The sequence below is a fragment of the Woodsholea maritima DSM 17123 genome, assembly GCF_000382325.1.
Taxonomy (GTDB): domain Bacteria; phylum Pseudomonadota; class Alphaproteobacteria; order Caulobacterales; family Maricaulaceae; genus Woodsholea; species Woodsholea maritima.
Map to the genome: position 1 here is coordinate 246,203 of NZ_KB908057.1, position 25,809 is coordinate 272,011.

A 25,809-nucleotide genomic window follows, 5' to 3' on the forward strand; every position below is an offset into this window, starting at 1 on the left:
GCCATGGGGGTGGACATGACACAATATCGCGCATTCATCAGCTACAACCACAAAGACCGCACATTTGTGCGATGGCTTTTGGAGCGCTTAGAGCGTTATCGCCTGCCAAAATCCTCGCGCGGTGAGGGGCAGAATGTGGACGAAGACGGGCGCATGGGCCGGATCTTTTGCGATCGCGAAGAATTTGTTGCATCCGGGAATTTAAGTGAGGCCGTGCAAGCTGCACTGGGTCAATCACAAGCCTTGATCGTTGTCTGCTCTAAGACATCGCGCCAATCAAAATGGGTCAATGCCGAGATTGCGATGTTTCGCAGCCTTCATCCTGACCGCCCCATTTTCTGCGCTATCGTGCCCGATGCCCGAGATGAAGACGACGTCTTTCCTTATACCCTTTTGCAGGAAGAAGGGCACGAACCTCTCGCCGCTGATTTCCGAAAGGGTAAAGATGGGAAACGCTTAGCCCTCCTCAAACTGGTCGCTGGCCTCGTTAGTGTCCCCCTAGATGGGCTGGTGCAACGTGAAGCCCAACGCCGACAGCGCCGCGTGACCTTCGTCACGCTCTTTTTTGCAGTGATCGCGTTTATGATGGCTGGATTGGCGGTTCAGGCGATCACGGCGCGCCAAACCGCAGAGCGCCAGCGTTTTGAAGCGGTTAAAGCGCGCCGGGATGCGGAGGATTTAGTGGGCTTTATGTTGGGGGAGCTGCGCGAGCAGTTGGAGCCTGTCGGGCGCTTGGATGCCTTAAGCGGTGTTGGGTATAAAGTCCTGGATTATTATGAAGGTATAAGTCAAAGCCATCTTGATGATGAGCAATTAGCGTTTTTCGCAAACGCGCTCAGGCTTTCTGGGGAAACAGCGTATCGGGCCAGCGATCTCACCTCCGCTCAGCGCCAATTCGAAGCGGCCAGCGAAGTGACGGCTGAACAATTGCGCCGTGCTCCCGGGGATGGAGCCAAAATCTATAATCACGCGCAAAGCGTGTTCTGGTTAACAATTATAGATCGCCAAGAAGGGCGGATGGCCGAAACTTTAGAGGGCTTCCAGCGCTATTATGATATGGCGGTTGAGTTGGTCGCGCTTGACCCAGAGCGCCTCGACTGGCGCATGGAGCTCGCTTATGGCGCATCTAATCTGGGCACAACTTATTATGACATGGGCGATTTTTCCCTGGCTAATTCGTATTTCGAAACAGGGGGTGAGGAATTCAGTCTGATCGCAGCAAGTTATTTGCGTCATAGTGAAAGCGAAGCCTTCGCCAGTGCTCTACGCGAGCTGGCAGATAATTATGCGTGGCAATCTGATGCACAAAAAGGGTTGGGCGATTATGATGTCGCCATTGAGATGCGCTGTCGTCAATTGTCTATCTATGAAGATCTCAATGAGAATACTGCGAATATTGATTGGCGCGTTAAGCGCAATCAGTTGAGCGCAACCTTGTCTTTGGCCGTGGCGCTTATTGAAACTGAACGTCACAGGCAGGCGCTTTCCCTGTTGCATCAGGCGCAAAGTCTTGTGGATCAGCTTTATGAGCATGAACCCGGGAACGCGCTATGGGGTATTTTGATTTATAGCCATCAATTGCGCATTTTAGAGAGTGAAGTTGCGCTGGGGCGTCGTGCACAGGCCCAGACGGCATTGGAGCGTTTGGACTTTTTAAAGCGGTCTTTGGTTCTACCCTCCGAAAGCTCTCCTGATATGATACGGCGCCTGGCTCAGGAAGGTCAGATCCGGCAAAATCTAACCCATCTTATGAGCCAAGTTAATGTTGAGCCTTTAGCTTCAGGAAACTATTTTGAGCAAGATATTGACGTGTGCCAAAGTGTTACACAGGAGTAAATTATGGCTCAGGACTTTCTTGATCACGCGAATGCCGAGTCTGATCTTTTAGATTCTAATCCTAATGTGACTTTAGAGAATACGCAGATCGTTTTGATTACGATGATTGAGGGTGAGTTTTCAGTTCACTCGATTGACAGTATTGATAATCCTGATGCTGCCCTCCCAAATGGTTTGTTCAGTTTGGAAACCATTAATGAAATCAACGCTGCCTTTGATGCCCTCGTGAATGTCTTTGTGCCTCAAACGATTGATCCGCTTGAGGAATTTTCAGAGTTTTTGGCTGCGGGGCTTCAAGACTTTAATATTGCCCCACCCGTTGAGATGGCGAGCCCGCTTGATCTCATCATCTATCGTCCGACTAAGATCGTGTTCCACTTACATTATGCGAGCTGGTATTTCGCTGAAGCTCGCGTTCGCTTGAAAGAGGGTACTCCGATTGGTGTGTTTTCTGACCTGGAATGGGTGGGGACAAGCCAGAAAACCTTCTCGGTAATTGATAGTTGCTCAGATGCCACCAAGCCGGGCGAAAGTGTTGAGCATCCCTATGCTATGTATGTGGTGGTTGCGCAGATGGGGGGGATTGAGCCCCAAGAAACCGTCATGATTATTGACCCAAAAGTAGAAAATAACGGGGGCGGTTAAACCTCTTCCCTTTAGGCTGATAGATAATGTTATCTTTGGAAGATATAGACTTACTTCTTCGACGAGGTGACATTTGTTCTGCCTATGATGCATGTCGTGACGCGTTAAATGAGATGAATGAAGACTGGCGATTTGCCCATCGCTCTATTCTTTGTCTCATTCGTTCAGGCGCGCTGGAGCGGGCCTTTTTAGAATTCTCAGCACTTAATGAGGATTTGAAGAACGCTCACGAAGATATGCTGGTTTTGAACGGGCGGTTGTTAAAGGCGGTGGCGTTAGAAAGCGCGCCGCCGCACCGCGCGCGTTTGGCTCGCTTGGCCAGTCACGCCTATGGCCGCGTTTTTCAACGCACGGGTGGACTTTATCCTGGCGTTAATCAGGCCAGCTTATTGGCGCTCGCAGGCGATTATGATCAGGCAAAAGGCCTCGCCGGTCATTTATTGGCTCATGGGTTTGAAGAGCCGGATTATAATCCAGAACGATATTATTACTGGGCGAGTTTAGCTGAATGCTATGGTCTGTTGGGCGATGAGCCGGCCTTTTGCCGCGCCTTGCATCGTTCGATTGATGTCGACCCGACCCATTATGGCGCGCGCGCGGTGACACTTAATCAGCTTGAGTGGGCGTTACAGGAGCATCCCCTGCTTTTACGCCATCTTGATGCCTGCCGGGGACCGGCTTGCCTTCATTTCGCAGGCTCAATTTTTCCTGATCTAGGTGTGGGTGCGCTCGATGAGCATGCGCGCGCAAAGATCTATGACGATGTTCGTGCATGGGTGCGCCAGTATAATATCGGCTTTGCCTATGGGGCGCTGGCGGCGGGCGCGGATATGTTGATCGTCGAAGCTTTGCTGGCTGAGGGCTGCGAAGTATCGCTGGTTTTGCCTGCTCCCACAGGGGTGTTTTACGATTATTCCGTTGCCCCTTATGGCGAATATTGGGTCAAACGCTTTGAAGCCCTGATCCGTCAGGTCGAATCGATCCGTTGGATGCATGAAGGCCGTGAAGGTTTGAGCGCTGCAGGCATTGCCTATGCCAATGAAGTCGCAATGGGATTGACGCATTTGCGAGCCCAGGCCTTAGGCGTTAAGGCTCGACAATTGATTTTGAGCCGTGATCGCTCTGATGAGCAGTCCTTCTCTTATTTGTGTCATGCGCGCTGGACGCAAACCGCTATGGCGAGCCAGGTTTGGCCTTTGAAGATTGATCCCGCGTCAACGCCAGCGCTTCCCCCCGCGCCGCTTCCGCGCCCGCACTCCGCATTACGCGCTATGATTTTTGGCGATGTACGCGGCTATAGCCAGCTCAGTGATGATCAAATCCCGTTATTTGTTGAGGGGATATGGCAGGCGTTGGTGATGTGTTATCGCGATTTGACCCATCCGCCGCGTTTTGAAAATAGCTGGGGCGATGGATTGTTTTTAGTCTTTGAGGACGTCGAAGATGCTGCGCAAGCGGCAATGGCCCTTCAGGCCTGTTTTCGCGATCTCGATTTAGCTCAGCTTGGTTTGCCAGAACATTTAGCTTTGCGTTTAGGGGTGCATTATGGGCCTGTGCATGAGTTGGAAGACCCCGTTTTGGGACGTAAAAATGTGTTTGGCGCTCAAGTGGTTACCGCGGCACGCATTGAACCTTTAACCCCGCCGGGGGCCATTTATGTCAGTGAAGCCTTCGCTGCGACCTTAACGCTTTTAGGTCAAGGCCAGTATCGTTGTGCTTATATTGGGCGCAATATTCTTCAAGGGCACGGTGATATGGGGCTTTATACCCTTCGCCCGGCGTTCAATAGCGTCAGTCGATTGAATTAGGATTGGTTTGCCCGGCCCATAAAGCATCGGGCGAGATTAAGATCATTCTCTTACCCTCGCGCCTAATCAGGCCATGGCGCTCTAGCGCATTGACGGTTCGTGACACGGTCTCACGCGTGGAGTGTACGCGTTTGGCAAGGTCCGTCATAGAGGGGCTGGATGTGATCACGAGGTGGTTATTGTCTTGATTAGGTGAATAATTGGCTTCACGAAGAAGTTCTGCAAAGACACGTCCCGTCGCGGATAATGCAGATAATTCATACATCCGGGTTGTGGTGCGCGCCACCCGACGTGCCAAAAGTCGGTTGAGCCATAAAGCAAAATGACCTTCAGTTTCAACATAGTGTAAAAAAACGGCTGAAGGCAGGCGTAGGACTTTTAATTGTGTTTGGGCCTTTACATAATTTGCCCGGGGTTGATCATTCAGGGCCGCCATTTCACCAAAAATGTCCCCCGCTTTTAGATCATCGATCCAGATTTCATCTCCCCCGCGTGAGTAAATAATTGCGCGGGCTTTGCCAGATAAAATGAAGAAGACGCCATCATTTTTATCGTCTTGCTGTAAGGCCAATTCGCCAGGTTTTATCTTCTGAAGGCTGGATGCATTTACTAAAGCGTTCAAAAAAAGAGGGCTAGAGGCAAGGTCAGGAAAGGCCTGACTTAGCTCATTGGACAAGGGTGCATTCATTTTTTCCCCCGGCGCGAACCTTGCTCACGCATAACATGGTTAAGAATCAAATATATCGAAGTTAAACGCGCAGGGGAATGTGTTTGGCTTTAGATTAGTGTTGTTCGGCCGCGTCAGAAAACCAGTTGAGGGCCTCGACGAGGGTCTCGAACCGCTCACAGCTATGTCCGCTGCGGCGAAAGCCTATGCAAACCAGACTAGCCGGAGCGCGCTGGGTTTTGCGATAGACGATGGCGATTTGAAAGGCAGGTAGGTTTTCACCGACTTCGATATATTTTTCCATAATCGCGTCAGGCGCTTCGAGATATTCACACAGGCTGATGTCTAACAACAAACGGCGTAAATCGCTGGCTTCAAGGCGCGGCTTAATCGCACGCACGGCCGCTTCAACTTCGTCCATGGATTTTTGTCCGCGCGCGGTGATGTAGATCGCGTTGTGATCGTCAAGCTTGTCGAGATGAAGCATGCCTGTCCCTTTAGGCGGACACGAAAATTGTAGCCCACTACGCTAGGCCAACAGGCTTAAGAAGCGGTTGTACATCACGACATCCGCTTTTTTGCGTTGATTTACGAGTTTAAAATTTAATGCGCATACACTGAATGCATACCTATCTAGGAGGGTGCGTTGGCTATACTGCGATGTTTGATGATGGGGGGGATTGTACTGGTGCTTGGGGCGTGTTCACCATCTTTGGCGGAACGCCAGAATGATCCAGAAACCCTATCGCGCGGTGAGTTAGAGCCGCTCAGCCTTGATCCGCTGAAAATGGCGACACAGTGGGAGTTTGAACTGGGCCATGATCTGTATTCGGGCCTGTTCGCCTTTGATGCGCGTGCCGAAGTTGTTCCGGACCTCGTCAAAAGTTGGAGCGTCAGTGATGATGGTTTGACCTGGCGGTTTGAATTGGAAGAGAGCTTTTGGTCTGATGGTACGCCGGTGACGGCGGATGATTATGTCTATGCGTTTCACCGCGCGTTTCGCGATACCGGCTCGAGTGCGTTAAGCCCGGTGTTTCCTTCCTTGATGAATGTCGGTGAGGTGGCGAGCGGTATTTTGGAACCTGAAGCCCTGGGTGTCGAAGCTGAAAGCCCTTCAGTGCTAATCCTGCGATTGAGCGAGCCCACGCCATTTGTGCCCAGTATTTTGGCTCAGCCAGCGTTCTTTCCCATTCCGCGCCATGTGGTTGAGCAATATGGCGATGGATGGTTACGCAGCGGTATCCATCAAAGCAGTGGGGCCTATCGTTTGGTCGAATGGCGCCACGGGGACCGCATCGTTCTGGAAAAAAATCCCGGCTATGTTCACAGTCAGGATGTGTGTATGGCGCATCTGATTTATCGCTTTACTCCTGAGGGGCAGAATCCCTCGCATTTAGCGCTTTCAGGCGAGGTCGATCTTATTACGCATTTGCCTCATGTCGCTTTAGAGCCCCTGTTGGAGCGCCATCCTAACACGGTACGTCAAAGCCCCTCTTTCAACATGTTATATGTGGTGTTGAACACCCGTATGGCCCCCTTTGATAATCGCACGGTCCGCCAAGCCTTATCTATGGCGCTGGATCGTGATGCCTTTATGGATGTCGGCGGCGAGGCCGGGGATCAACCCGCCTATAGCTTGGTGCCCCGAGATCTGGAGAATTATGATCCCCCGCAATTGCCCGCCTGGACGGGGCAGTCTTTAAGCTATCGCCGCGCCCAGGCGCGCGAATTGCTCGAAGCGGCAGGCTATGGGCGTGATAACCCTTTGCGTTTCACCTTTGCGCGTCCTGAAGCCAATAGTGAATTAGATGACGAAACTGACCTTTTAAAGCAATGGCAAGCCATCGCGCCTTGGATTGAGGTTGAAGATATCCGTCTACCTTTGACCGTTTTTTATGAAGAGATTTTCCAGGGGCGCTATCATGCTCAGACGATTGATTGGGGTGCAGGCGGCGCAGATCCGGGTAACTATCTCTATATGCTCTATCATGCGGACGGTGAGCCGGATTTGTCAGGGTGGAATAATCTGGAGTTCCAAGCCTTGGCGGATCGCGCAATCCAAACCCAAAGCGTTGAGCAATATATGGATCTGGCCGCGCAAAGTGAAGCTGTTGTTTTAAGGGAAGTCCCCGTTATTCCGGTTTTGCGCATCAGTAATGCCAGCTTTGTGCGCCCTGAAATTACAGGCTGGGTCGATAATACCTTTAACTTTCACCCCAGCCGCTATCTGTGCGTGGGTGAACGCCCCTAGATCCAGCACCACCAGCCGGTGCACACATGAAAGACGAGCTGCATCACCAGATCGGCCAGCCCGGTGAGAATCAATACCGGGATTGCCAACGGCAGGGTCGCCAAAAGAATGCCGGTCAAAGTCGGGCGCGGTGGGGCGATATCATGGCCCATGACGGTATGTTTTGACGCTGCGCGCATCGGTGATTGTCCTGTAGTGTATAATGACGCTCTAACACCGTGTTAACGCAAATTCCCTTAACGCTCAGTTCATGGATGTGATCTGGACCCCACAGCGTTCCCTTTGGGATAAAGCTTTCGCCTCAGCGCCTTACCCGGTTCAACAAGACTGGGCCTATGGCGATGCTATGATGGCATTGGGCGGTAATGTTTTGCGTGCCCAGGTCAAGAAAGATCGTAAAACTCTGGCTCTGGCGCAGTTTACTGTGCGCCGGTTTGGTGGGGTGGTTTCCAGTGCGGTCTGTTCATTGGGACCGGTTTTTCTCGGTGAGTTTTCTCAAGATGAAAAGCGCGAAATTTATCAAGCCTTGCGTCAGGCCCTGCCTTTGGCGCGTCCGCGTGCTTTGATTTTTACGCCCGCCTGTGGCCAGCCCGGTGAGGGTGCCTTAAAGGGTATGAAGCGGGTGATGACCGGCTATTCCAGCGTCATCATGGATGTGTCCCCCATGATGGAGGAGATCCGTAAGGCTGCTCACGTCAAATGGCGCAACCGTTTGAAAGTCGCTGAGAAATCAGATCTGATTGTGGAGCCTATGGGTTCTAAGCCTTCCCAGTATACTTGGTTGTTGACCAAGGAAGAAGGCCAGCGCAAAGCCAAGGGTTATAAAGCCACGCCGTCTGAGTTGGTGGTTGAGTATCAAAAATCCAAGGGCGCACGCGAAGGTGTGATCAGCTTTCAGGCGCGGGAAGGCGCGGATGTGATTGCGGGCATGCTGTTTCTGCTTCATGGTCAAGGTGCGACCTATCATGTCGGATGGGGTAATGATCGCGCGCGCCGCTTAAGTGCGCATAATTATATTCTGTTTCGCGCGATTGAGGCTTTGAAGGCCAAGGGCGTTACGGCACTGGACCTGGGCGGGGTGGAAACTCATAAGGCACCGGGACTTGCGCGCTTTAAAATCGGCACCGGCGGGCGGGTTGTGACCTATCCTGGAACGTATTTGTCATAAAGTCATTGCCATTGAATTGATTCAGTTAGAGTTTTGGAAAGTCGCCATTAACCGTTTTTCCCTTAAGCCTTGTATGAAATGTCCAAGGGGAGAGGGACTGTGGCGCGCTCACGCTTAACCATAAGGGCTCGGTTCACGAGCCTAATAGCTGCTGTGGCAGTCTCGTTGCTGGCGTTTGGCGCGGTGGCGTGGTTTGCCCAGAACCATCTCGATCAGGCCTGGCAGGCGCGCAGTGAAGCCTTGGCGAGCGCGTCCAGTGTGGAGCGTTTGCGCGCGGCTGATCTGGAGCTGGGTCAAATCCTGGAACGCTTTATCCTGCAGGGTGATTTGAACCTGATTGTGCAAAGTGATGAGGTCGTCTCACGTGCTGAGCGTTATGTCCTGGATGCACCGAACGCCGTGCGGGTCGATCTGGATGAAGTTTTTGCCCAGGTGCGCCGCCTTCAGCGTCGTCTGAATGACATTGCCACGCGGGCCTCGCGCAATGGGTTAAGCGAAGATGCCGGCCTAAAAGGGGAATTGCGCGCGGCCGTCCATGAGGTTGAGGCCAGCTTAGAGCGCTTGGGTGAGCGTAGCGGCGATGGTCGTGAGATCGCACCTTTGCAGGTTCAGCTTCTACTGCTACGCCGCCATGAGAAAGATTATATGCTGCGCGGGCGCGAACAATATTTGACACGCTTTAATGATCAAGTCACTCAATTTGAAGCGCAATTGAATGCCAGCGGTTTGACGCGTGAAGAGACCAGCCCGATTTTGACCAGTCTTCATGTCTATCAGGATCGGTTTTCAACCTGGGCGCAAAGCGATCAGATTTTACGGGTCTGGACAGGCGATTATCGCACGCAATCGGCGGCGATTAATACCCGCCTGGATGAGTTGAGCGTAAGTGTATCTGAAGCCGCTGATCAGGCTTTGGCGCGTTTTCGTGCCGATAAAGCCAAAGTCCAATGGCTGCAAGGCGTGTTATTGCTGGCGATTTTGGCGATGGCCTTTGTTGGGGCCTGGATCATGGCGCGCGGAATTCGCAAACCCATCGCCGCTTTGGCGGCTGCGATGACTGAGATTTCAAAAGACAATCTCGATATCACCGTGCCTGATATCCAAGCCAGGGATGAGCTGGGTGCGATGGCCAAAACCGCGCGGGCCTTTTTAGAGGCGCGCCGGGAACGCAAAATGGCGCGTGATCGCGAGCGCGAGGAAAGTGAGTTCCAATCCCTACGTCAGAACAAAATTGAAAGTCTGGTGGGGGAGTTCCGCGCTCAGGTCAATGCTGCTATCGACGGCGTGGTGGCGGATATTGAGACGCTACGCCGCGATTCTGGGGCGCTCAATCATTTGGCCACGGGCGCGGCCGCGCAATCGCAGCAGGTGGGCACAGCGGCCAGGCAGGCTTCGGACAGTGTGCGCCAAGTGGCCGGGGCCTCTGAAGCGTTAAGTCAGTCTATTGACCAAATTGGCGATCAATCGCGCAAAGCCCTGGACGCTTCGCGTCAAGCCCGTATCCATTCAGATGCTGCCGCGCCCAAGATGGACGCGATGCGCGAAGCTGCGCGCCTGATCGGGCATGTCGTTGAGCTGATCAATGATATTTCAGAGCAAACCAATCTGTTGGCGTTGAACGCGACGATTGAGGCGGCGCGCGCGGGGGACGCCGGTAAAGGCTTTGCCGTGGTTGCCAGTGAGGTCAAAGCGCTGGCCGATCAAACCGCGTCCGCGATCAATGACATTCAGGCCCAGGTTGTGACCATCCGCCAGTCGACCCAAGACGTTGATGAGGTGGTAAGAGAGATCTCAGGGCTGGCCGAACGCTCGGACCAATTCTCCCTTGCTATTGTGGGCGCGGTTGATAAACAGACCTCCGCCACCAATGAAATCAGTTCCAGCGCCGCCAATGCAGCAGAGCATGCCGAGCAGGTCTTTACGACAATTTCAGGACTGGCTGATGTGATCCGTCAGACCCAAGGCATGGCCGAAGGTACGGACCAGACGGCAAATCGCTTACAAAGTGCGGCTCAAGAGCTGGAACGCGCGATTGATCACTTCCTGGAAGGCGTTGCTGCGGCATAACCGCACAAGTTTTAAGGCCAAATGCCACTTATTCGCCTTATTTCATGCACGAAAAAACAATAAGATAACTGTGGACATCTGGCGATAAGTGCTGATCGCGTCAAATCGCCATAGTGCTTTTAGGGATATTCCTCTTTAAGCCTGTTGCCATCACGCTTGGCTAATCCGGGGATATAGGATGGCAGCTTTTATGCAATCAAAACGCACGGGCTTTGATGCCAGTGCTCTGGCCGTGGGCGCAATCTGCGTCTTAGGTCTTCTTTGGTCCATTGTGACCGCTGCGCATGGGGCTGATGCTCTTATGCGCGGTCAAGCCTGGCTCATCGCAGCGGGCTTTATCGTAGGTCTTATCATGCTTGTCGGCCATTATGGCGATGGCGGGCTTAAAGAAAATCCACGTGAATATAGTGAAACGATCGTCAAATACGGTACGATCGCCTCGATGTTCTGGGCTGTGGCTGGGCTTCTGGTCGGGGTGATTATCGCCGCGCAGATTTCCTTCCCGAATTTCTTGTATTTCCCAGACTTTCCTTTCACCAATTTTGGTCGCTTGCGCCCGTTACACACCTCGGCGGTGATTTTCGCCTTCGGGGGTAACGTCCTGCTGGCCACCTCCTTCTATGTGGTACAGCGCACCTGCCGCACCCGTCTGGTGGGCGGTGTCTGGAGCTGGTTTGTCTTTTGGGGCTATCAATTCTTTATCGTGATCGCCGCAACGGGCTATCTGATCGGGATTACCCAATCGAAAGAATATGCCGAGCCTGAATGGTATGCCGATATCTGGTTGACCCTGGTGTGGGTGGTATATTTGCTGGTGTTCTTGGCGACGCTCGCCAAACGTAAAGAGCCCCATATCTATGTCGCGAACTGGTTCTATCTGGCCTTCATCGTGACGATTGCACTCTTACACGTGGTCAACAATCTGGCCGTGCCGGTCAGCTTCTTTGGTTCTCGCAGTTATTCGGCCTTTGCCGGTGTGCAAGATGCGCTGACCCAGTGGTGGTATGGCCACAATGCGGTGGGCTTCTTCCTGACCGCGGGCTTCCTGGCCATCATGTACTACTTCATTCCCAAACGTGCAGAGCGCCCGGTTTTCTCTTACCGTCTCTCCATCGTGCACTTTTGGTCTTTGATCTTCATCTATATCTGGGCCGGTCCGCACCACCTGCACTATACGGCTCTGCCGGAATGGGCGCAGACCCTGGGCATGACCTTCTCTATTATGTTGTGGATGCCGTCCTGGGGCGGGATGATCAATGGTCTGATGACCCTGTCTGGGGCCTGGGACAAGCTGCGCACCGATCCTGTGATCCGGATGCTGGTGGTCTCTGTGGCTTTCTACGGCATGTCCACCTTTGAAGGTCCGGTGATGAGTATTCGCGCCGTGAACTCTCTCTCGCACTATACCGACTGGACGATTGGTCACGTGCACTCTGGTGCGCTCGGCTGGGTGGGGTTCATTTCTTTCGGGGCGATTTACTGCCTGGTGCCTTGGTTGTGGAAGCGCAAGGGCATGTTCTCACGCGCTTTGATCGAGTGGCACTTCTGGCTCGCGACCTTGGGGATCCTCTTCTACATCTGCGCGATGTGGGTCTCTGGTATCCTGCAAGGCCTGTGGTGGAAAACCTATAATGATCTCGGTTTCCTCGAATACTCTTTCGTCGATACCGTCGAGGCTATGCATCCTTTCTATATCATCCGGATGCTGGGTGGGGTGCTCTACCTCGCTGGGGCTCTGATCATGGTCTACAATGTCTACAAAACCATTCGTGGTGAGGTGAAGGCGAGCGAAGATGTCGCTCATCATCAACCTGCCGCGATCGATCAACCCGCAGAATAGGGGGGAGAGATGAGCTTCAAGAGCTTTATTGATAATTTCCACTCCAAGGTTATCGAGAAAAATTCCATGGTGTTGACGGCGGGCATTCTGGCCGTCGTCTCCATCGGGGGGATTATCGAGATTGCACCTTTGTTTTATCTCGATTCCACCATTGAAGAGGTTGAGGGCGTGCGTCCTTACTCTCCGCTCGAATTGATGGGCCGTGACATCTACATCCGTGAGGGATGCTATAATTGTCACTCTCAGATGATCCGTCCGCTTCGCGATGAGGTGGAGCGCTATGGTCATTATTCTCTGGCGGCAGAGAGCATGTATGACCACCCCTTCCAGTGGGGCTCTAAGCGTACCGGGCCAGACCTGGCGCGTCTGGGCGGCAAGTATTCAGATGAATGGCACCGTGACCATATGCGTGATCCACGCTCGGTCGTGCCTGAATCCGTTATGCCGCCCTATGCCCGCTTGGAACACAATCCTTTGGAGTTCGAAGGCGTTGTTGGTCCACGCATGGCGGCGCTTCGGGTTGTGGGTGTGCCCTATAGCGATGAGATGATTGCAGAGGCTGAGGCCGATTTGCGCGGTCAGCTCGATCCATATTCTGATCGTTATGAGGTTCTGGGCGAGCGTTATCACGGGGCACCGCTTCGCGATTTCGACGGTAATCCAGACGTGATCTCAGAGCTCGACGCCTTGATCGCTTATATGCAGATCCTGGGCACGATGGTGGATTTCTCCACCTATGAGCCTGAAGCGGCAGAAAACTTGAGGTAAGCGCGATGTATCAGATCTTATCCAGTTTTGCCCAAACCTGGGGCTTATTGTCCTTTATCTTCATGTTCGCTGCGGTGCTGGCTTATGCCTTGTGGCCGAAGAATAAAGGCAAGTTTGCTCAAGCTGCGGCCATGCCGTTGCATGATGAGGGTCCTTTAACCGAGGACGCGCAATTGGAGACCCAAGGTCTCCGTCAGGAGCCAAGCCATGGCTGATAATCACGACGAAAGCCGCGAACGCGATGACCACTCTGGTGTTGAAACCACCGGTCATGAGTGGGATGGCATTAAAGAGCTGGATAATCCTTTGCCGCGCTGGTGGTTGTGGATTCTCTATGCCTCTGTAGTCTGGGCCGTAGTCTATATGGTCTTTATGCCGGCCATTCCGGGGCTTCCTGGCTTGGGCGACCATACCCGCGGTATCACAGACAACTCCGAACGGCGCAATGTGGCTGAGGCCGTAGCCGAACTGGAAGCCTCACGCGCGGGCTATTTTGAGCAATTGCAACAGGCCGGTTCCATCGACGCTATTGAAAGTGATCCAGATCTTCTGGGCTTTGCCATGGCGGCGGGGCGTTCAGCCTTTGGCGATAATTGTGCCACCTGTCACGGGGCCGGGGCGCAAGGCTTTGTCGGCTACCCCAACCTCAATGACGATGTCTGGCTGTGGGGCGGGACGTTTGAGGATATTCAGCACACTTTGCGGGTGGGTATTCGTTCCGAACACCGTGATACGCGCTATTCGCAAATGCCCGCCTTTGGCCGTGATGAATTATTGAGCCGTGAAGAGATCAACCAGGTCACCGATTACGTCCTGACCCTGTCTGGGCGTGAGCCTGAGACCCTGGCCTCTGCTGAGGCGGGTGCTGAGATCTTTGTCAATCAATGTTCAGCCTGCCACATGGAAGACGGTACAGGTGACCGTTTTCAAGGCGCGCCCAACCTTACCGATGCTGACTGGCTGTATGGGGGTGAGCGTGCGCAAATCATCAATACCATCTGGCGTGGCCCCTATGGGGTGATGCCAAGCTGGGAAGGGCGCCTGGATGATCAAACGATCACAGCCCTTGCCGCTTATGTGTACTTCCTGGGCGGGGGTGAAAGCGATGCGTTCATCGAAGCCGCACAATTGAACCAGGACTAAAGGGTGAAGGCTCTGAGCGGGCTTGCGTTCAGAGCCAACCTTTCAAGGCTAAGGCCCAAAAACCATGACACCATCAACATCTCCTCAGGCGGCAACGGATCAACACCAATCCGATGCGGTCGCGGTCAATGACGCCTCAACGCGTGAGCTTTATGCCAAGCGCCAGCAAATCTATCCCAAGCGCGCAAAGGGTAAATTTCGCCTTATCAAATGGGTGTTTATGGCCTTTGCGCTGGCTGCGTATTACCTTTTGCCTTTCATTCGCTGGGATCGTGGCCCGGATGCCTCTAACCAGGCCGTTCTGGTCGATTTCGCCCATCAGCGCTTTTATTTCTTCTTTATCGAGCTGTGGCCGCAGGAATTATATTTCGTCACTGGCCTATTGATCATCGCCGCGCTGGCCTTGTTTCTGGCGACGGCCCTCTTTGGGCGGGTCTGGTGCGGCTATGCCTGCCCACAGACCGTCTGGACGGATTTATTTATTGCTGTGGAGCGCTTCTTTGAAGGCGATCGCAATAAACGCATGATGCGCGATAAAGCCCCGTGGAGCTTTGATAAGGCCTGGCGCAAAATCTCCAAACATATCGTATGGATCTTTATCGCCATGGCGACGGGCGGGGCTTGGATCTTATACTTCCACGATGCCTTTGATGTGGTTCATAATTTCTTTACCGGCCAGGCGGCGCTGACCTCCTATATCTTCTTCGCCATGCTGACCTTCACCACCTATACCCTGGCCGGCACGATGAGGGAGCAGGTCTGCACCTATATGTGCCCCTGGCCGCGCATTCAGGCCGCGATGACGGACCGCGAAGCCTTGAACGTCACCTATCGGGTGGACCGGGGTGAACCGCGCGGGCCGCATAAAAAAGGCGAAAGCTGGGATGATCGCGGCGATTGTATTGATTGTAAGCAATGCGTCGCCGTCTGCCCCATGGGCATTGATATCCGCAATGGTTCGCAGCTGGAATGCATCCATTGTGCGCTATGTATTGATGCGTGTGATGATATTATGGACAAGGTGGGCCGCCCGCGTGGGCTGATCACCTATGAAACCGATGATAATGTGGACCGGTTCCAGCGCGGTGAAAAACCCCGCTATCGTTTCATCCGCAGCCGGACGGTGTTTTATGCCAGCGTGCTAACGGTGATCTGCGCTATTATGGCCTATGGTCTGATGACCCGCACAACGCTAGAGTTGAATGCTTCACGCGATCGCAATCCCAATTACGTCCGTTTGTCAGATGGCTCGGTGCGCAATGGCTATACGCTTAAAGTGATCAATAAAAGCGCGCGCTATGTAAACCTAGACATCCATGTCGAGGGTGACCCGGCGATTGAAATGCGCATTATCGGTCATGAGGGTGAGGGGCTGAGCCTGCCGGTTGAGCCTGATCGTACGCGTAACTTCAAGGTCTTCCTGGCCTTGCCGCCTGAGGCCATTGATGGGCCGTCTGAGAGTTTCACCTTTGTTGTGAGCGATCCGGAAACCGGCGAAACCGCAACAACGCGCAGTGTCTTACTAACTGGAGCGCCCCGATGATTAAGGAAGTCAAAGGCTATCATGTTCTGATTGTGATCATGTGCTTTTTTGGGGTGACGATTGCGGTCAATGCGACCTTCGTCACCTTGGCGCTAAAGACGTTCAGTGGTGAAGATGTTGAGCGCTCTTACCTGCAAGGGGTAGATTATAACGATGTGCTGGCGCGTCGGCGCGCCCAGGCAGAACTGGGGTGGCGCGCGGAATTTGAAGTTTCGGGCAGTGAGATCCTAATCGCGGTGCAAGATCGCGAGGGCCATCCCGTTGAAGGGCTGATGTTGCAAGGGCGTTTGCGTCATCCCACGAATAGCCATCATGATCAGGCACTGAGCTTTCAACCTGCGGGCCAGGGGCTCTACAGCGCCGCATTCGATCCCAGCCTGGTGGGCAGTTGGCGGCTCGTGGCTCATAGCGCAGATGAGGCCCCCTTCGAACTGGAGCATGCCCTTTGGCTGAACTAGCCCTCCATCACGATTGGGATCTCGATCAGGATCCTACGGCCTTTGTGCGCGCGAGCGGTCAATTAAAGGCTTTAGATCTGGCGGTGGAAGGCGCGCATTGTGCGCGCTGTATCGCCAAGATCGAAAATGGCTTGAAGGATCAGCCGGGCTTGAAATCAGCCCGGCTTAATCTGTCGACGGGCCGCCTGGCGATCCTGTTTAGCGGGGACGATGTGCGCGCGCGCGATTATGTGCGCGCCTTGCGCACTTTGGGCTATCCGGCCAGCCCCTATGCGCCGGAAACTGAAACCAGCGCGGTCAGTCAAGAAGAAAAGCGCCTGTTGCGCGCCATGGCGGTGGCGGGCTTTGCCACGGCCAATGTCATGCTGCTCTCGGTCTCGGTCTGGTCGGGCGCGGGCGAGATGGGCGAGGCCACGCAAACCCTTTTCCATTGGATTTCGGCGCTGATTGTGCTGCCGACGGTGGCCTATTCGGGACGGCCTTTCTTTGGCTCGGCGATCCGCGCTTTAAAGGCCAAGCATGTCAATATGGATGTCCCGATCAGCCTGGCGGTATTCCTGGCGTGCGGGCTATCGCTTTATGAAACCGTGATCGGCAAGGGTCATACCTATTTTGATGCCGCCGCGATGTTGTTGTTTTTTCTGCTGATCGGGCGCTATCTCGATAGCCGCCTGCGCGCACGTGCTGGGCAGTCGGCGCGCCATCTCGCCGCGATGCAGGCCGCTGTGGCGCATCGGGTGGAAAGCGATGGAGTAATCTCTGCCATTGCGGCGCGCGATGTTATTCCCGGTGATGTCTTGCTGGTGGCCTCAGGCGATAAAGTGCCTGTGGACGGCCAATTGCTGGATCCGGGCGCAGAGCTGGATACCAGCCTCGTGACAGGCGAAACCGTGCCGCGCCAAGCCCAAACGGGTGAGGCGCTTTATTCGGGCATGGTCAATCTCTCCCATCCGTTCAAGATGACCGCGACGGCCGCGCGCGAAGATTCGCTATTGGCCGAGATTACGCGTCTGGTTGAGGCGGGCGAGCAGAGCCGTTCGCGCTATGTGCGTTTGGCCGATCGTGCGGCCAATCTGTATGTGCCGATCGTGCATACTCTGGCCGCCCTTACTCTGGTCGGTTGGCTGGTCCTCACCCAAGATCCGCGCGCCGCAATCCTCAACGCCATTGCCGTGTTATTGATCACCTGTCCGTGTGCGCTGGCGCTGGCGGTGCCTGCGGTTCAGGTGGTGGCCAGTGGGCGCTTGTTTAAATCCGGCATCCTCATCAAGTCGGGTGATGCGTTGGAGCGTTTGGCCAAGGCCGATTACGCGGTGTTTGATAAAACCGGCACGCTGACACGCGGCAAGCCGCGTCTCATCAATACCGAAGCTCTGCCGCCCGATGCGCTGGAGCTGGCGGCCAAGCTGGCGCGCACCTCACGCCATCCTTTGTCTCGCGCCATCGCCGATGCCGCTGGGATGGGCGATACGGCTGACCATCTTGAAGAGATTGCGGGCGGGGGCCTGAAAGGTCAGATCAAGGGCGTGGCCGTGGCCTTCGGCTCCGCGAGTTGGATGGGGGTTGAAGAGGCCTCTTCAAAAGACAATGAAGGCTTCACCCAGGAAGCTTGGCTACGCTATGGCCATGAAGCGCCTGTACGGTTTCAGTTTAGCGATGCTCTGCGCGATGATGCCCAAACCGCCCTGGAGGGCCTACGCCAACGCGATTTCACCTTGGAATTACTCTCTGGTGATCGTCCCCATGCCGCAGAAGCCATTGCCGATCATTTGGGCTTGGAGCGCTGGAAAGGCGGGCTGAAACCGCAAGATAAAATCGCGCGTATCGAGGCCCTGATCAATGAAGGCTATAAGCCGGTCATGGTCGGGGATGGCATCAATGATGCCCCGGCCCTGGCGGCGGCCTATGTTTCAATTTCCATGGGCTCCGCTTCGGAGGTTAGCCGCTCTGCCGCCGATCTGGTGATCCAGGGTGATCATCTCGCCCGCATTCCAGAAGCGGTGGACATTGCACGCGCGTCACAATCACGCATTCTGGAAAACTTCGCGCTGGCCGCGCTGTATAATATGATTGCGATCCCATTGGCCGTGTTCGGCTTTGTGACGCCCTTGGTAGCGGCGATCGCGATGTCGGCCTCGTCCATTTTGGTGACGCTTAACGCCTTACGATTGGCACGCAAATGACGGCTTTATTATGGTTGATGCCTGCGGCTCTGGCCTTGGGCGTAGCAGGTCTGATCGGGTTTTTCTGGTCGGTGAAATCGGGCCAGTTTGACGATCTTGAAGGGGCCGCTCAGCGCATCCTCATCGAAGAGGACGCGCCGATTGTTGAAGAGCCGCTCGACGAGGGCTCAAGGCAGTCTTCTTAAGCTTTAATTGCGCTGGCGCTGGGTTCCGGGCGGGGCGCGAAGTCTTTATAGGCGCGCCAGCTGGCATGGGCGATCCAGGGGAAGGTTACGGCCAAACCCACCAGAAAAAACGCAATTCCCACAATCGTCATGAAGGCGATCAACCAAGCCCAGGTCAGCATCACAAACGGATTTTTGATCACCGCTTTGACACTGGCGACTAAGGCCGTGATGGCATCGACATCCTGATCGACCAGCATGGGGAAGGAAATCGCCGATACGCTGAACGCCACTACGGCCAAGCCAAAGCCAATCAGTGTGCCAAACCCCATTAACGCTAAGCCCTTGGGCGAGTTGATGGCGAAAGCGAAAAAATCACTCAGCGACATGATTTCAGCCGGGGCGAGCGCGACATAAAGAAATTGCGCCATACGCGCCCAGGTCAGGAAGAAGATTAATAGCAAAACGCTCAGAAGCGCCAATTGGCTGAGGCGTGAGCCAGAAATGCGCCAAAAATCAAGAAGGCGCGGTGTTTCCCCGGCATCAATCATCTCGCTGATGCGATAGACGCCAATGGCAAAGACCGGCGCGATCAGGGCAAAGCCCGCTAAAGCCACCGGCGCAGCGCTCGCCATGTGGATCGCGGCCAGGCCTGCCACGATCATAGTTCCAATCAGCGCAAAAACCAGCCCATAGCCAATGCTGACCAACGGCGCGCGCTTTAAATCCTGCCATCCCGCTTTCAACCATGCCCAGGGGGCATCGCGCCGGATGGGTGATAATTCAACCATACTCATCTCCTCGCGTCCTGGCGTTGGGCTTTGCCCTATCCGCCACGATCATAACGGTATTGGAGCACGGTTTTATAAAAACCCCAAATATTTTATGGCCAAACTTTGAGCGGGAAGGCGTCGAGATTTAAACAAACTCGCCTTCCAGCGCGTCGAGTAACGCTTCCAAGCGGGGCTCTAAGGCGGCGGCATGGGCCGAACGCTCTAACACAGCGGCGAGCGCCGGGCTGGGGTCGATGCGGGTTTTCAAGATCGGCTCAACCACATCAGAAAATTTATAGGGGTGCGCCGTGGCGGCAATGATCCAGACGCCGTCCCTTTCGTTCGCGCTGAGCTGGCGATAGGTCTCTATTCCCGTGGCTCCATGGGGGCACCAGATATAGCCGGTGTCCTGATACTCACGCGCCAGGGCCGCTTTGATGGTCTCATCATCAACGCGGGTGACGGGTGCGCGCGCTTCGCCTTCTAAAGCCTGCAAGCGCGGGAAATTATTCGGTGCGCCGACATCCATGGCATTGGCCAAGGTGGCGATCGAAGCGCGCGGCGTGAAGGGGGCCCCCTCACTCCAGTCTTTCAAGGTCGCATTGGCATTGGTGGCGATATGGATCTCGCCGATGGGAAAGCCCATGGCGCGTGCATAATGGGCGGCGACGCTATTACCCAGATTGCCGGTTGGGATGATGAAGCCCGGCTTGACGCCATGGCGATGGTAAGCCTCCAACGCGGCGCGCGCCCAATAAACGGTTTGCGGCAGTAAGCGCGCGATATTGATCGAATTGGCCGAGGTGAGATGAAAGCGCGCCTTGGCTTCGGGGTCGTTAAACGCAGCTTTGACAAGCGCTTGGCAGGCGTCGAAATCGCCATGCACCCGATAGGTGCGCGCCGGGGTGCGCCAGCATGACAGCTGACGGGCCTGGAAATCAGACACCCGGCCATCGGGATAAAGAATGACGGTTTGCACATGGGGCTGGCCTTCACCGGCACAGCCCACCGCCCCGCCGGTATCGCCCGATGTCGCCGCCAGTACAGTGAGGATTTCACCGGTGCTCGCTAAGGCATTGAGACAGCCCATCAAGAAGCGCGCGCCATAATCCTTGAACGCGCCGGTCGGACCATGAAACAGCTCCAGCGCGTAAAGGCTCTGTTGGCCCTCATCGGGCCGGGTCAGGGGGGCGGGAAAATTGAAAGCCGTTTCGCAAATCGTGTTGAGATGAGGCTCCAGCGCGTCTCCCGCAAAGAAGGGCGCTAAAAGGGTCTTGGCGAGGCTTACCAGATCAATATCAGGCGGGAAATCATCCCGATTGAACTTCGGCAGGTGCGCCGGGCGGTATAAGGCCCCTTTCGCCGAAAGGCCGGTGCGAATGGCCGCGCTGGCGCTGATCGCGCCTTCATCGGTATTGATGGGAAGAAAGTCCATGATCCGTCTCGCCCTAATCTTTAATCTCGACGCTAACGCCGGGGGAATTTATGGGCGCATCATAGCGGGTCGCGTCAAGTCCATTTTGGGCAAAAGCCTCGGCCATCGCGGCGGCGACCGCGTCTTTTTGGTCCTCAAGACACCAGGCAAACATGGACGGCCCAGCACCGGAGAAGGATGCGCCCAGGGCCCCGGCGTCCAGGGCGGCGGCTTTGATGGCATTAAATCCGGGCAGAAGGGGTGCGCGTTGCGGCTCTACGAAAATATCTTCCAGGCCCGCCTCGATCAGCTCCAGATCATTCAGCGCCAGTCCAGCCGTGAAGGCGGCAATCCGGCGGGCATGCTCGACCACGATTTTATGGGGCCGTTTGGGGGCCAGTAAGGCGCGCGCGGCTTGGGTTTCGATTTTATGATCGGGATGGAAGAGGATGCAGGAAATCCCCGACGGGGTGGGCAAAGGCTTGACGATGGCGGGCTCTAATTGGGCGGCCATCACGATACCGCCATGAAGGCTTGCCATCACATTATCCCAAGGCGGGGGATTGGCCGAGACGGCCTCGCCGATCAGCGCAAAGGGTAACAACGCCTCCAGGGGGAGGGGCTCATCCAACAGAGCATTGGTGGCGGCCACACCCGCCACGGCGCTGGCCGCCGATCCACCCATGCCCGCACTCATCGGCACGCCCTTATCAATGTCCAGGCGGACTGAGAATTTGGCCCCCACATGATCAAGGAGGGCGCCCGCCGCGGCGAGGGCAGTATTTTTCTCGCGCGCTTTAGGCAGGATCGAGACCCGTCCGCTGACCGCGCCCAGCTCTACCGGCGTGCCTGTGGTCTCGGTCAGCCGGGTGGCGGTGACGGTATCGAAACAGGCGGCGAAGGCTTGGCCGAGGACATCATAGCCCACACCAATATTGCCTAAACTTGCGGGGGCTTTTGCGATTGCGATGCGGGCCATGATCTTATGTCCTCTGTTTATGCGTTACTCAGCCGGTCGGGCCAAAGCCTGGGGGTGCGCGTTTTGGTGAGCCTCGTGAAACGCGTCTGACAGCATGGGGCGTTTGGGGGCTTCGGTATGAATGCCCGATTGTTGGCGCACGATTGTGCGGTAAATATCCATGATGTCGGCAAAAACCGAAGCCGCGGTCGGCCAGCGCCCGGCCCCTTTGCCAAAGACGGTGTGAACTTGACCGGTGCGTTCGGTAACCAGGAAGGCATTTTGCTCATTTTTCGCGGCGGCCAGGGGATGGTCCTGCGGCAGAGACAGGATTTCCACTTTCGCGGTGATCGAACCATCAGGGTTTAAGGCCGCCGTGCCGACCTGCTTTAAGACTTCACCGCGCGCCAGGGCAGCTTGGGCCAGCTCCGGCGTAATATCGGCCAAGGATTGCTTGGGGATACGGTTGGGGGCGACATCACGGCCAAAGGCCCGGCGAATGATCAGAGACAGCTTATCCGCCGCGTCATGGCCATCGACATCGGTACTAGGGTCGGCTTCGGCAAAGCCCAGCTCTTGCGCTTTTTTCAAGGCCGCATCAAAACTCCACCCTTCACTCAGGCGGGCCAAGAGATAATTGCCGGTGCCATTCATCACGCCTTCGACCTGACGCACACCGCTTTCCACGGCCAGACGGTCCAGCGCCTCGATAATCGGTGTGCCCCCGCCTACAGCGGCGGAGAAATGTAGGGCCAGGCCTTTATCATAGGCTTTGGGGATCAGGCGGTCATAATGCTTGGCCAAGGCGGCTTTATTCGCCGTTACGATGTGGGCGTTTTCATGAAGGCCGCGCTCAATAATATCGGCAGGCCAGTCCGCGCCGCCGACCAGCTCCACGATGATATCCGGCTGATTAGCAAGTGCGGTATCGAGATCCTTGGTAAAAACAATGCCTTCAGGGGCGGTTGCTTGATGGGCCTCAACATTACGCACCAGAACAGGGCCGAGCTTGAACAGGTCCGGGCGATCGAGCAAGTGTTGCAGCGTGCCTTCACCCACCGCGCCGCGGCCCAATAGGGCGACTTTCAATTGCGGATCTTTGGCGCGCGGGCCTTCTTCGATCGCGGTATCGGCAACACGGGTTGCATAGCATTTACCCGGTGAGGCCACTTCGATGACAACGCCTTTGGCTTTGGCTTCCAGAATGGCTTTTTCCTGGATCAAACCGGCAGAGACTTTGACCGCTTCGTCATAATCGAGCGCATCAAAGCGGGCCGCATCGGCATATTTGTTCGGATCGCGCGCATAGACGCCGTCAACATCCTTGATCAAGCGCACCCGGTCTGCGCCAATTTCATGGGCAAAGAAGACCGCGGTCAGATCTGTGCCGCCCCGACCCAGGGTGACAACGCCATTTTGACCCTCGGCAATAAAGCCAGGGGCCACCAAAACCTCATTGGTGGTCAGACGGGCCGCCACCGCGTCTGCATCAATGCCGGTCAGATTGGCGTCCAGGGCATCGCCCTCAGCGGTCAAACCGATTTCATGGGGGTCTAAAACACTGGTGCGAATACCTACATTCGCTAGAGCCAACGCCATCAGGGCCGAGGATTTCAGCTCACCCACACGCACCAGACGTGCGCTCAGATCCGCGGGCGGGGTGACGCCCACCTGATCGGCCAGGCCAAATAAAGCATCTGTCTCACCGGCCAGAGCCGAAACCACGGCGACGACTTTTTCGCCATTGCGCACATGGCGATAAATCTCATGCGCGGCTGCGTCATAATCTTCGATCTTGGTGAGGACAGAGCTTCCGAATTTGAGAACGCATATCGGGGCGCGGCAGGGGATCTTGTTATTGGGCTTGGCCATGGCGGTGGCTCCTTTTGGGGTTTGGGTCGGTTTTGAACATGAAAAAACCCGCTGCGCGGTGTGCGGAGCGGGGTGAGAGAACTTTGGGGTTTTACTTCGTGTTAGCCCAAGTCACGCCGCTCCATGGGTAAGGGGGTACCCATAGTCGAGGGGGTGGTGGAGGTGGTAATGACTGTCTGGCGCATAGGCGTCAACGCCCACCCAAGACCGGTGGGGAGACTTGCCAGGACCGGATTGTATCGGTTCATGCCAGTGCCACTCCAAACGTCGAGGCGGAAAGTTTCAGATTTCGCGCCCGATGCGAAACTATCCGCATGAGGGCCAAATCCAACGCCGTCCACCGCGTTGCTGCTGTCGCTAACATCGCGGTACTTCGCCCTTTGGTCAAACGAAAAATCTAGGGCTTGGGGGCAAAAAACGGATATAAGCATATGTTTATATGATTAAGCCGTTGATTTAAATCGCTTAAAAAAATGCAGCTGGCAAGTAAGAATTTTTGACTTGCCAAGCGCAATCTTTTGCCTTTAGCCTAGCGCCAAAGCTGGGATTGCACGCTTTGTGCGCAAGGATCAGCTATGAAAGAGTAAAAAAAACGGCGATAGTCGCCAAAGACGATAGTCGCCAAAGACGATAACTGATGATCCGGGAAACATAACGGATCGTTTTGATTGGAAACCGCGTTCTCTATGACCACACTGACCCAAAAGTTCTACGCCATTGAGATTGCGAAACGCGCCGTGCGTTTCGTCACTCTCGCCTGCGCGTGGCTCAATATGGTCATTCGTGGACACAAGGGAGCGGTAGCCGGATAAAGCCTCGATCATCAGATCACAGCTAGACCCCAGACCCCCGCTCCCAAACCGGAAGCGGGGGTTTTCTTTTGCGCCAAAGGAGACCTGACATGACTTGCATTGTAAATCCGGCCAATTTGCCAGCGATTGCCCTTAATGCCGCCGTCATTAAGGTCCAAGGCATGGGCTATTATCCGCCCAAGATGAGCGCCAAACCGGTGCCGGGCGAAACACCTTTCAGCTTTGAGAGCGGGTTCGTGGAAATTGAATTTATCCCAGATGAGGGCACAGCCAGCGCCTTGATCGAACGGGTCGAAGCCGCCGGTTATGTGGTTCACGATGTGGAATGGCCCTCTTTAGGGGAACAAAACCAAGCCTCTTTGGGTTTATTCGTCACACAGACACCTTCCCCTGCGATCGCGAGAGAGATGAACCTCCACACCCAAGACTTGGCCGAGTTGATCCGTGCGCATAGCGCGGTGATATCGGTGCGCCTGATGCGTGAAACCCGTCATCGAGAAGGCTCGAGGCTATGACGCGCACGATTGATATTCTAGACCTGACCTTGGGCCAGCGTTTGACGCAAGGCCAGGATGAAAGCCGTGATTTGATCGCGCTGGCCCGCCAGATCGTGGGGCTGGGCGTGGATGGAGTGGATCTGGGCCATATCAGTGCGGCTTCGCACAGCTATGATCAGGCGCGTGAGGTATTGCCCTATCTCAGTGCCCTTACGCTGAGTGTTCAAGCGCCCTGTCGGCGCAGTGAAATCGCGCTGGGCGCGGAAATGCTGCGCCGGCATAGCGGACAAAAACGCCTGCATATCTATGCGGATATGAGCCCGCAATCGCCTGCGCGTCAGGCCGGGCGGGCTTTGACCCATTTGCTCGATGATCTCTATCAAGGCGTCACTGAGGCGCGTGATCAGGGTGTTGAGGTTCACTTTACCGCGCGCAATGCTCTGCGTACGGAGCGCGGTGTCTTGATTGAAGCCTTCACCGTTGCGGTTCAGGGCGGGGCAAGTATTTTAAGCGCAGCCGATACCAGCGGTTATGGTACGCCGGATGAAACCTTAGGGCTTTTCCGTCAGTTAAAAGCCAAGGTGGTGCGCAACCGCGCGATCACTTTGGGCGCGCAATCGCATAATATGCTGGGCCTTGCCGTCGCCAACAGCCTGGCTGCGGTTCAAGGCGGGGCCACACAGATTGCCACCAGCTGGGGCCCTCAGCCCGGCCGCCATAGCGTGTGTAGTCTGGATGATTTGATGATGGCTTTAAGTGTGCGTCATGACGCATTGAACATCCGCACACGCCTGGACCGTGCGCGGGTGTTGGCGATGCCTTTGGCGTCTGATTGTGAGGATGTGGCTTTGCGTCCCCCACAGGCCTGGGCCGTGGGGGAATAGGGGGCTATAAAAACGCACGCGCCGTATAGTGAGAATTGGAATAATAACCTGTCATCCC

Annotated in this window: 23 protein-coding genes; 16 read left to right on the forward strand and 7 right to left on the reverse strand. The window is 55.2% G+C overall.

The window, feature by feature from the left end:
* Nucleotides 1-15 precede the first annotated feature (15 nt).
* Genes H151_RS15715 through H151_RS15720 form a run of 3 tightly spaced genes read left to right on the forward strand, consistent with a single transcriptional unit; the run spans nt 16 to nt 4,289 of the window.
* Complete coding sequence (locus H151_RS15715; protein WP_019960872.1) at nt 16-1,836, forward strand: toll/interleukin-1 receptor domain-containing protein; 1,821 nt, start codon at nt 16-18, stop codon at nt 1,834-1,836.
* 3 nt (nt 1,837-1,839) lie between these two features.
* Nucleotides 1,840-2,481: a hypothetical protein gene (locus H151_RS0106665; RefSeq protein WP_019960873.1), complete on the forward strand. Its 642-nt coding sequence runs from the start codon at nt 1,840-1,842 to the stop codon at nt 2,479-2,481.
* A 26-nt stretch (nt 2,482-2,507) separates the two neighbouring features.
* Nucleotides 2,508-4,289 carry a tetratricopeptide repeat-containing protein gene (locus H151_RS15720; protein WP_083918472.1) on the forward strand — a complete coding sequence of 594 codons (1,782 nt, stop codon included), beginning with the start codon at nt 2,508-2,510 and terminating at the stop codon, nt 4,287-4,289.
* Here H151_RS15720 and H151_RS0106675 read toward each other — a convergent pair.
* Nucleotides 4,273-4,977: a Crp/Fnr family transcriptional regulator gene (locus tag H151_RS0106675; RefSeq protein WP_019960875.1), complete on the reverse strand. Its 705-nt coding sequence runs from the start codon at nt 4,975-4,977 to the stop codon at nt 4,273-4,275. The two genes, H151_RS15720 and H151_RS0106675, sit on opposite strands and share 17 nt — an antisense overlap.
* Before the next feature lie 94 nt (nt 4,978-5,071).
* The gene (locus H151_RS0106680; protein WP_019960876.1) at nt 5,072-5,443 is read right to left on the reverse strand and encodes a hypothetical protein; all 372 of its coding nucleotides are present in this window, start codon (nt 5,441-5,443) and stop codon (nt 5,072-5,074) included.
* A gap of 159 nt (nt 5,444-5,602) precedes the next feature.
* Here H151_RS0106680 and H151_RS0106685 point away from each other — a divergent pair, with 159 nt between their 5' ends.
* Nucleotides 5,603-7,207: a peptide ABC transporter substrate-binding protein gene (locus tag H151_RS0106685; protein WP_156823409.1), complete on the forward strand. Its 1,605-nt coding sequence runs from the start codon at nt 5,603-5,605 to the stop codon at nt 7,205-7,207.
* Here H151_RS0106685 and H151_RS0106690 read toward each other — a convergent pair.
* Complete coding sequence (locus H151_RS0106690; protein ID WP_019960878.1) at nt 7,204-7,386, reverse strand: hypothetical protein; 183 nt, start codon at nt 7,384-7,386, stop codon at nt 7,204-7,206. The two genes, H151_RS0106685 and H151_RS0106690, sit on opposite strands and share 4 nt — an antisense overlap.
* Nucleotides 7,387-7,457: 71 nt before the next feature.
* On the opposite strand from H151_RS0106690, the gene H151_RS0106695 reads away from it, so the two are divergent.
* From H151_RS0106695 to ccoS, 10 genes are all read left to right on the forward strand, one after another.
* The gene (locus tag H151_RS0106695) at nt 7,458-8,375 is read left to right on the forward strand and encodes a peptidoglycan bridge formation glycyltransferase FemA/FemB family protein (RefSeq protein WP_019960879.1); all 918 of its coding nucleotides are present in this window, start codon (nt 7,458-7,460) and stop codon (nt 8,373-8,375) included.
* Between the two features lie 153 nt (nt 8,376-8,528).
* Nucleotides 8,529-10,442, forward strand: coding sequence for a methyl-accepting chemotaxis protein (locus H151_RS0106700; protein ID WP_019960880.1), 1,914 nt, complete (start codon nt 8,529-8,531; stop codon nt 10,440-10,442).
* A gap of 352 nt (nt 10,443-10,794) precedes the next feature.
* Nucleotides 10,795-12,282: a cytochrome-c oxidase, cbb3-type subunit I gene (gene ccoN / locus H151_RS0106705; protein ID WP_324602830.1), complete on the forward strand. Its 1,488-nt coding sequence runs from the start codon at nt 10,795-10,797 to the stop codon at nt 12,280-12,282.
* Nucleotides 12,283-12,291: 9 nt separating this feature from the next.
* On the forward strand, nt 12,292-13,050 hold the full coding sequence (gene ccoO, locus H151_RS0106710; RefSeq protein WP_019960882.1) for a cytochrome-c oxidase, cbb3-type subunit II: 759 nt from the start codon (nt 12,292-12,294) through the stop codon (nt 13,048-13,050).
* 5 nt (nt 13,051-13,055) lie between these two features.
* The gene (locus H151_RS15725; RefSeq protein ID WP_019960883.1) at nt 13,056-13,265 is read left to right on the forward strand and encodes a cbb3-type cytochrome c oxidase subunit 3; all 210 of its coding nucleotides are present in this window, start codon (nt 13,056-13,058) and stop codon (nt 13,263-13,265) included.
* Entirely contained in the window at nt 13,258-14,193 is a 936-nt protein-coding gene (gene ccoP / locus H151_RS0106720; RefSeq protein WP_019960884.1) for a cytochrome-c oxidase, cbb3-type subunit III, read from the forward strand. Before H151_RS15725 ends, ccoP begins: the two co-directional genes overlap by 8 nt.
* A 64-nt stretch (nt 14,194-14,257) precedes the next feature.
* Nucleotides 14,258-15,736 carry a cytochrome c oxidase accessory protein CcoG gene (ccoG, locus tag H151_RS0106725; protein WP_019960885.1) on the forward strand — a complete coding sequence of 493 codons (1,479 nt, stop codon included), beginning with the start codon at nt 14,258-14,260 and terminating at the stop codon, nt 15,734-15,736.
* Complete coding sequence (locus H151_RS15730; RefSeq protein ID WP_019960886.1) at nt 15,733-16,194, forward strand: FixH family protein; 462 nt, start codon at nt 15,733-15,735, stop codon at nt 16,192-16,194. The genes ccoG and H151_RS15730 overlap by 4 nt, the downstream gene beginning before the upstream one ends.
* A complete protein-coding gene (locus H151_RS0106735) occupies nt 16,182-18,377 on the forward strand; it encodes a heavy metal translocating P-type ATPase (protein ID WP_019960887.1) in 2,196 nt (731 codons plus the stop codon). Before H151_RS15730 ends, H151_RS0106735 begins: the two co-directional genes overlap by 13 nt.
* Nucleotides 18,374-18,562, forward strand: a complete 189-nt coding sequence (ccoS, locus tag H151_RS0106740; RefSeq protein ID WP_019960888.1) for a cbb3-type cytochrome oxidase assembly protein CcoS — start codon at nt 18,374-18,376, stop codon at nt 18,560-18,562. Before H151_RS0106735 ends, ccoS begins: the two co-directional genes overlap by 4 nt.
* Here the strand turns inward: ccoS and H151_RS0106745 are convergent.
* The 4 genes from H151_RS0106745 to H151_RS0106760 all read right to left on the reverse strand — a co-directional run bounded on the left by H151_RS0106745 (nt 18,559) and on the right by H151_RS0106760 (nt 23,558).
* Nucleotides 18,559-19,332, reverse strand: a complete 774-nt coding sequence (locus tag H151_RS0106745) for a DUF2189 domain-containing protein (protein ID WP_019960889.1) — start codon at nt 19,330-19,332, stop codon at nt 18,559-18,561. The two genes, ccoS and H151_RS0106745, sit on opposite strands and share 4 nt — an antisense overlap.
* Nucleotides 19,333-19,459: 127 nt before the next feature.
* Nucleotides 19,460-20,749 (reverse strand): threonine synthase, encoded by a 1,290-nt coding sequence (gene thrC, locus H151_RS0106750; RefSeq protein WP_019960890.1) that lies wholly within the window; start codon nt 20,747-20,749, stop codon nt 19,460-19,462.
* Nucleotides 20,750-20,762: 13 nt separating this feature from the next.
* Nucleotides 20,763-21,707 carry a homoserine kinase gene (locus H151_RS0106755; RefSeq protein ID WP_019960891.1) on the reverse strand — a complete coding sequence of 315 codons (945 nt, stop codon included), beginning with the start codon at nt 21,705-21,707 and terminating at the stop codon, nt 20,763-20,765.
* Between the two features lie 24 nt (nt 21,708-21,731).
* Nucleotides 21,732-23,558: a homoserine dehydrogenase gene (locus H151_RS0106760; protein ID WP_019960892.1), complete on the reverse strand. Its 1,827-nt coding sequence runs from the start codon at nt 23,556-23,558 to the stop codon at nt 21,732-21,734.
* A 901-nt stretch (nt 23,559-24,459) separates the two neighbouring features.
* On the opposite strand from H151_RS0106760, the gene H151_RS0106775 reads away from it, so the two are divergent.
* Both H151_RS0106775 and H151_RS0106780 read left to right on the forward strand, forming a co-directional pair.
* The gene (locus H151_RS0106775; protein WP_019960895.1) at nt 24,460-24,885 is read left to right on the forward strand and encodes a hypothetical protein; all 426 of its coding nucleotides are present in this window, start codon (nt 24,460-24,462) and stop codon (nt 24,883-24,885) included.
* Entirely contained in the window at nt 24,882-25,751 is an 870-nt protein-coding gene (locus H151_RS0106780) for a beta/alpha barrel domain-containing protein (RefSeq protein WP_019960896.1), read from the forward strand. The genes H151_RS0106775 and H151_RS0106780 overlap by 4 nt, the downstream gene beginning before the upstream one ends.
* Nucleotides 25,752-25,809: the final 58 nt, after the last annotated feature.

Coding starts and splice junctions, on each gene's coding strand:
- H151_RS15715 (WP_019960872.1), top strand. CDS start 16: ATGACACAATATCGCGCATTCATCAGCTACAACCACAAAGACCGCACA.
- H151_RS0106665 (WP_019960873.1), top strand. CDS start 1,840: ATGGCTCAGGACTTTCTTGATCACGCGAATGCCGAGTCTGATCTTTTA.
- H151_RS15720 (WP_083918472.1), top strand. CDS start 2,508: ATGTTATCTTTGGAAGATATAGACTTACTTCTTCGACGAGGTGACATT.
- H151_RS0106675 (WP_019960875.1), bottom strand. CDS start 4,977: ATGAATGCACCCTTGTCCAATGAGCTAAGTCAGGCCTTTCCTGACCTT.
- H151_RS0106680 (WP_019960876.1), bottom strand. CDS start 5,443: ATGCTTCATCTCGACAAGCTTGACGATCACAACGCGATCTACATCACC.
- H151_RS0106690 (WP_019960878.1), bottom strand. CDS start 7,386: ATGCGCGCAGCGTCAAAACATACCGTCATGGGCCATGATATCGCCCCA.
- H151_RS0106695 (WP_019960879.1), top strand. CDS start 7,458: ATGGATGTGATCTGGACCCCACAGCGTTCCCTTTGGGATAAAGCTTTC.
- ccoN (WP_324602830.1), top strand. CDS start 10,795: ATGCTTGTCGGCCATTATGGCGATGGCGGGCTTAAAGAAAATCCACGT.
- ccoO (WP_019960882.1), top strand. CDS start 12,292: ATGAGCTTCAAGAGCTTTATTGATAATTTCCACTCCAAGGTTATCGAG.
- H151_RS15725 (WP_019960883.1), top strand. CDS start 13,056: ATGTATCAGATCTTATCCAGTTTTGCCCAAACCTGGGGCTTATTGTCC.
- ccoP (WP_019960884.1), top strand. CDS start 13,258: ATGGCTGATAATCACGACGAAAGCCGCGAACGCGATGACCACTCTGGT.
- ccoG (WP_019960885.1), top strand. CDS start 14,258: ATGACACCATCAACATCTCCTCAGGCGGCAACGGATCAACACCAATCC.
- H151_RS15730 (WP_019960886.1), top strand. CDS start 15,733: ATGATTAAGGAAGTCAAAGGCTATCATGTTCTGATTGTGATCATGTGC.
- ccoS (WP_019960888.1), top strand. CDS start 18,374: ATGACGGCTTTATTATGGTTGATGCCTGCGGCTCTGGCCTTGGGCGTA.
- H151_RS0106745 (WP_019960889.1), bottom strand. CDS start 19,332: ATGGTTGAATTATCACCCATCCGGCGCGATGCCCCCTGGGCATGGTTG.
- thrC (WP_019960890.1), bottom strand. CDS start 20,749: ATGGACTTTCTTCCCATCAATACCGATGAAGGCGCGATCAGCGCCAGC.
- H151_RS0106755 (WP_019960891.1), bottom strand. CDS start 21,707: ATGGCCCGCATCGCAATCGCAAAAGCCCCCGCAAGTTTAGGCAATATT.
- H151_RS0106760 (WP_019960892.1), bottom strand. CDS start 23,558: ATGGCCAAGCCCAATAACAAGATCCCCTGCCGCGCCCCGATATGCGTT.
- H151_RS0106775 (WP_019960895.1), top strand. CDS start 24,460: ATGACTTGCATTGTAAATCCGGCCAATTTGCCAGCGATTGCCCTTAAT.
- H151_RS0106780 (WP_019960896.1), top strand. CDS start 24,882: ATGACGCGCACGATTGATATTCTAGACCTGACCTTGGGCCAGCGTTTG.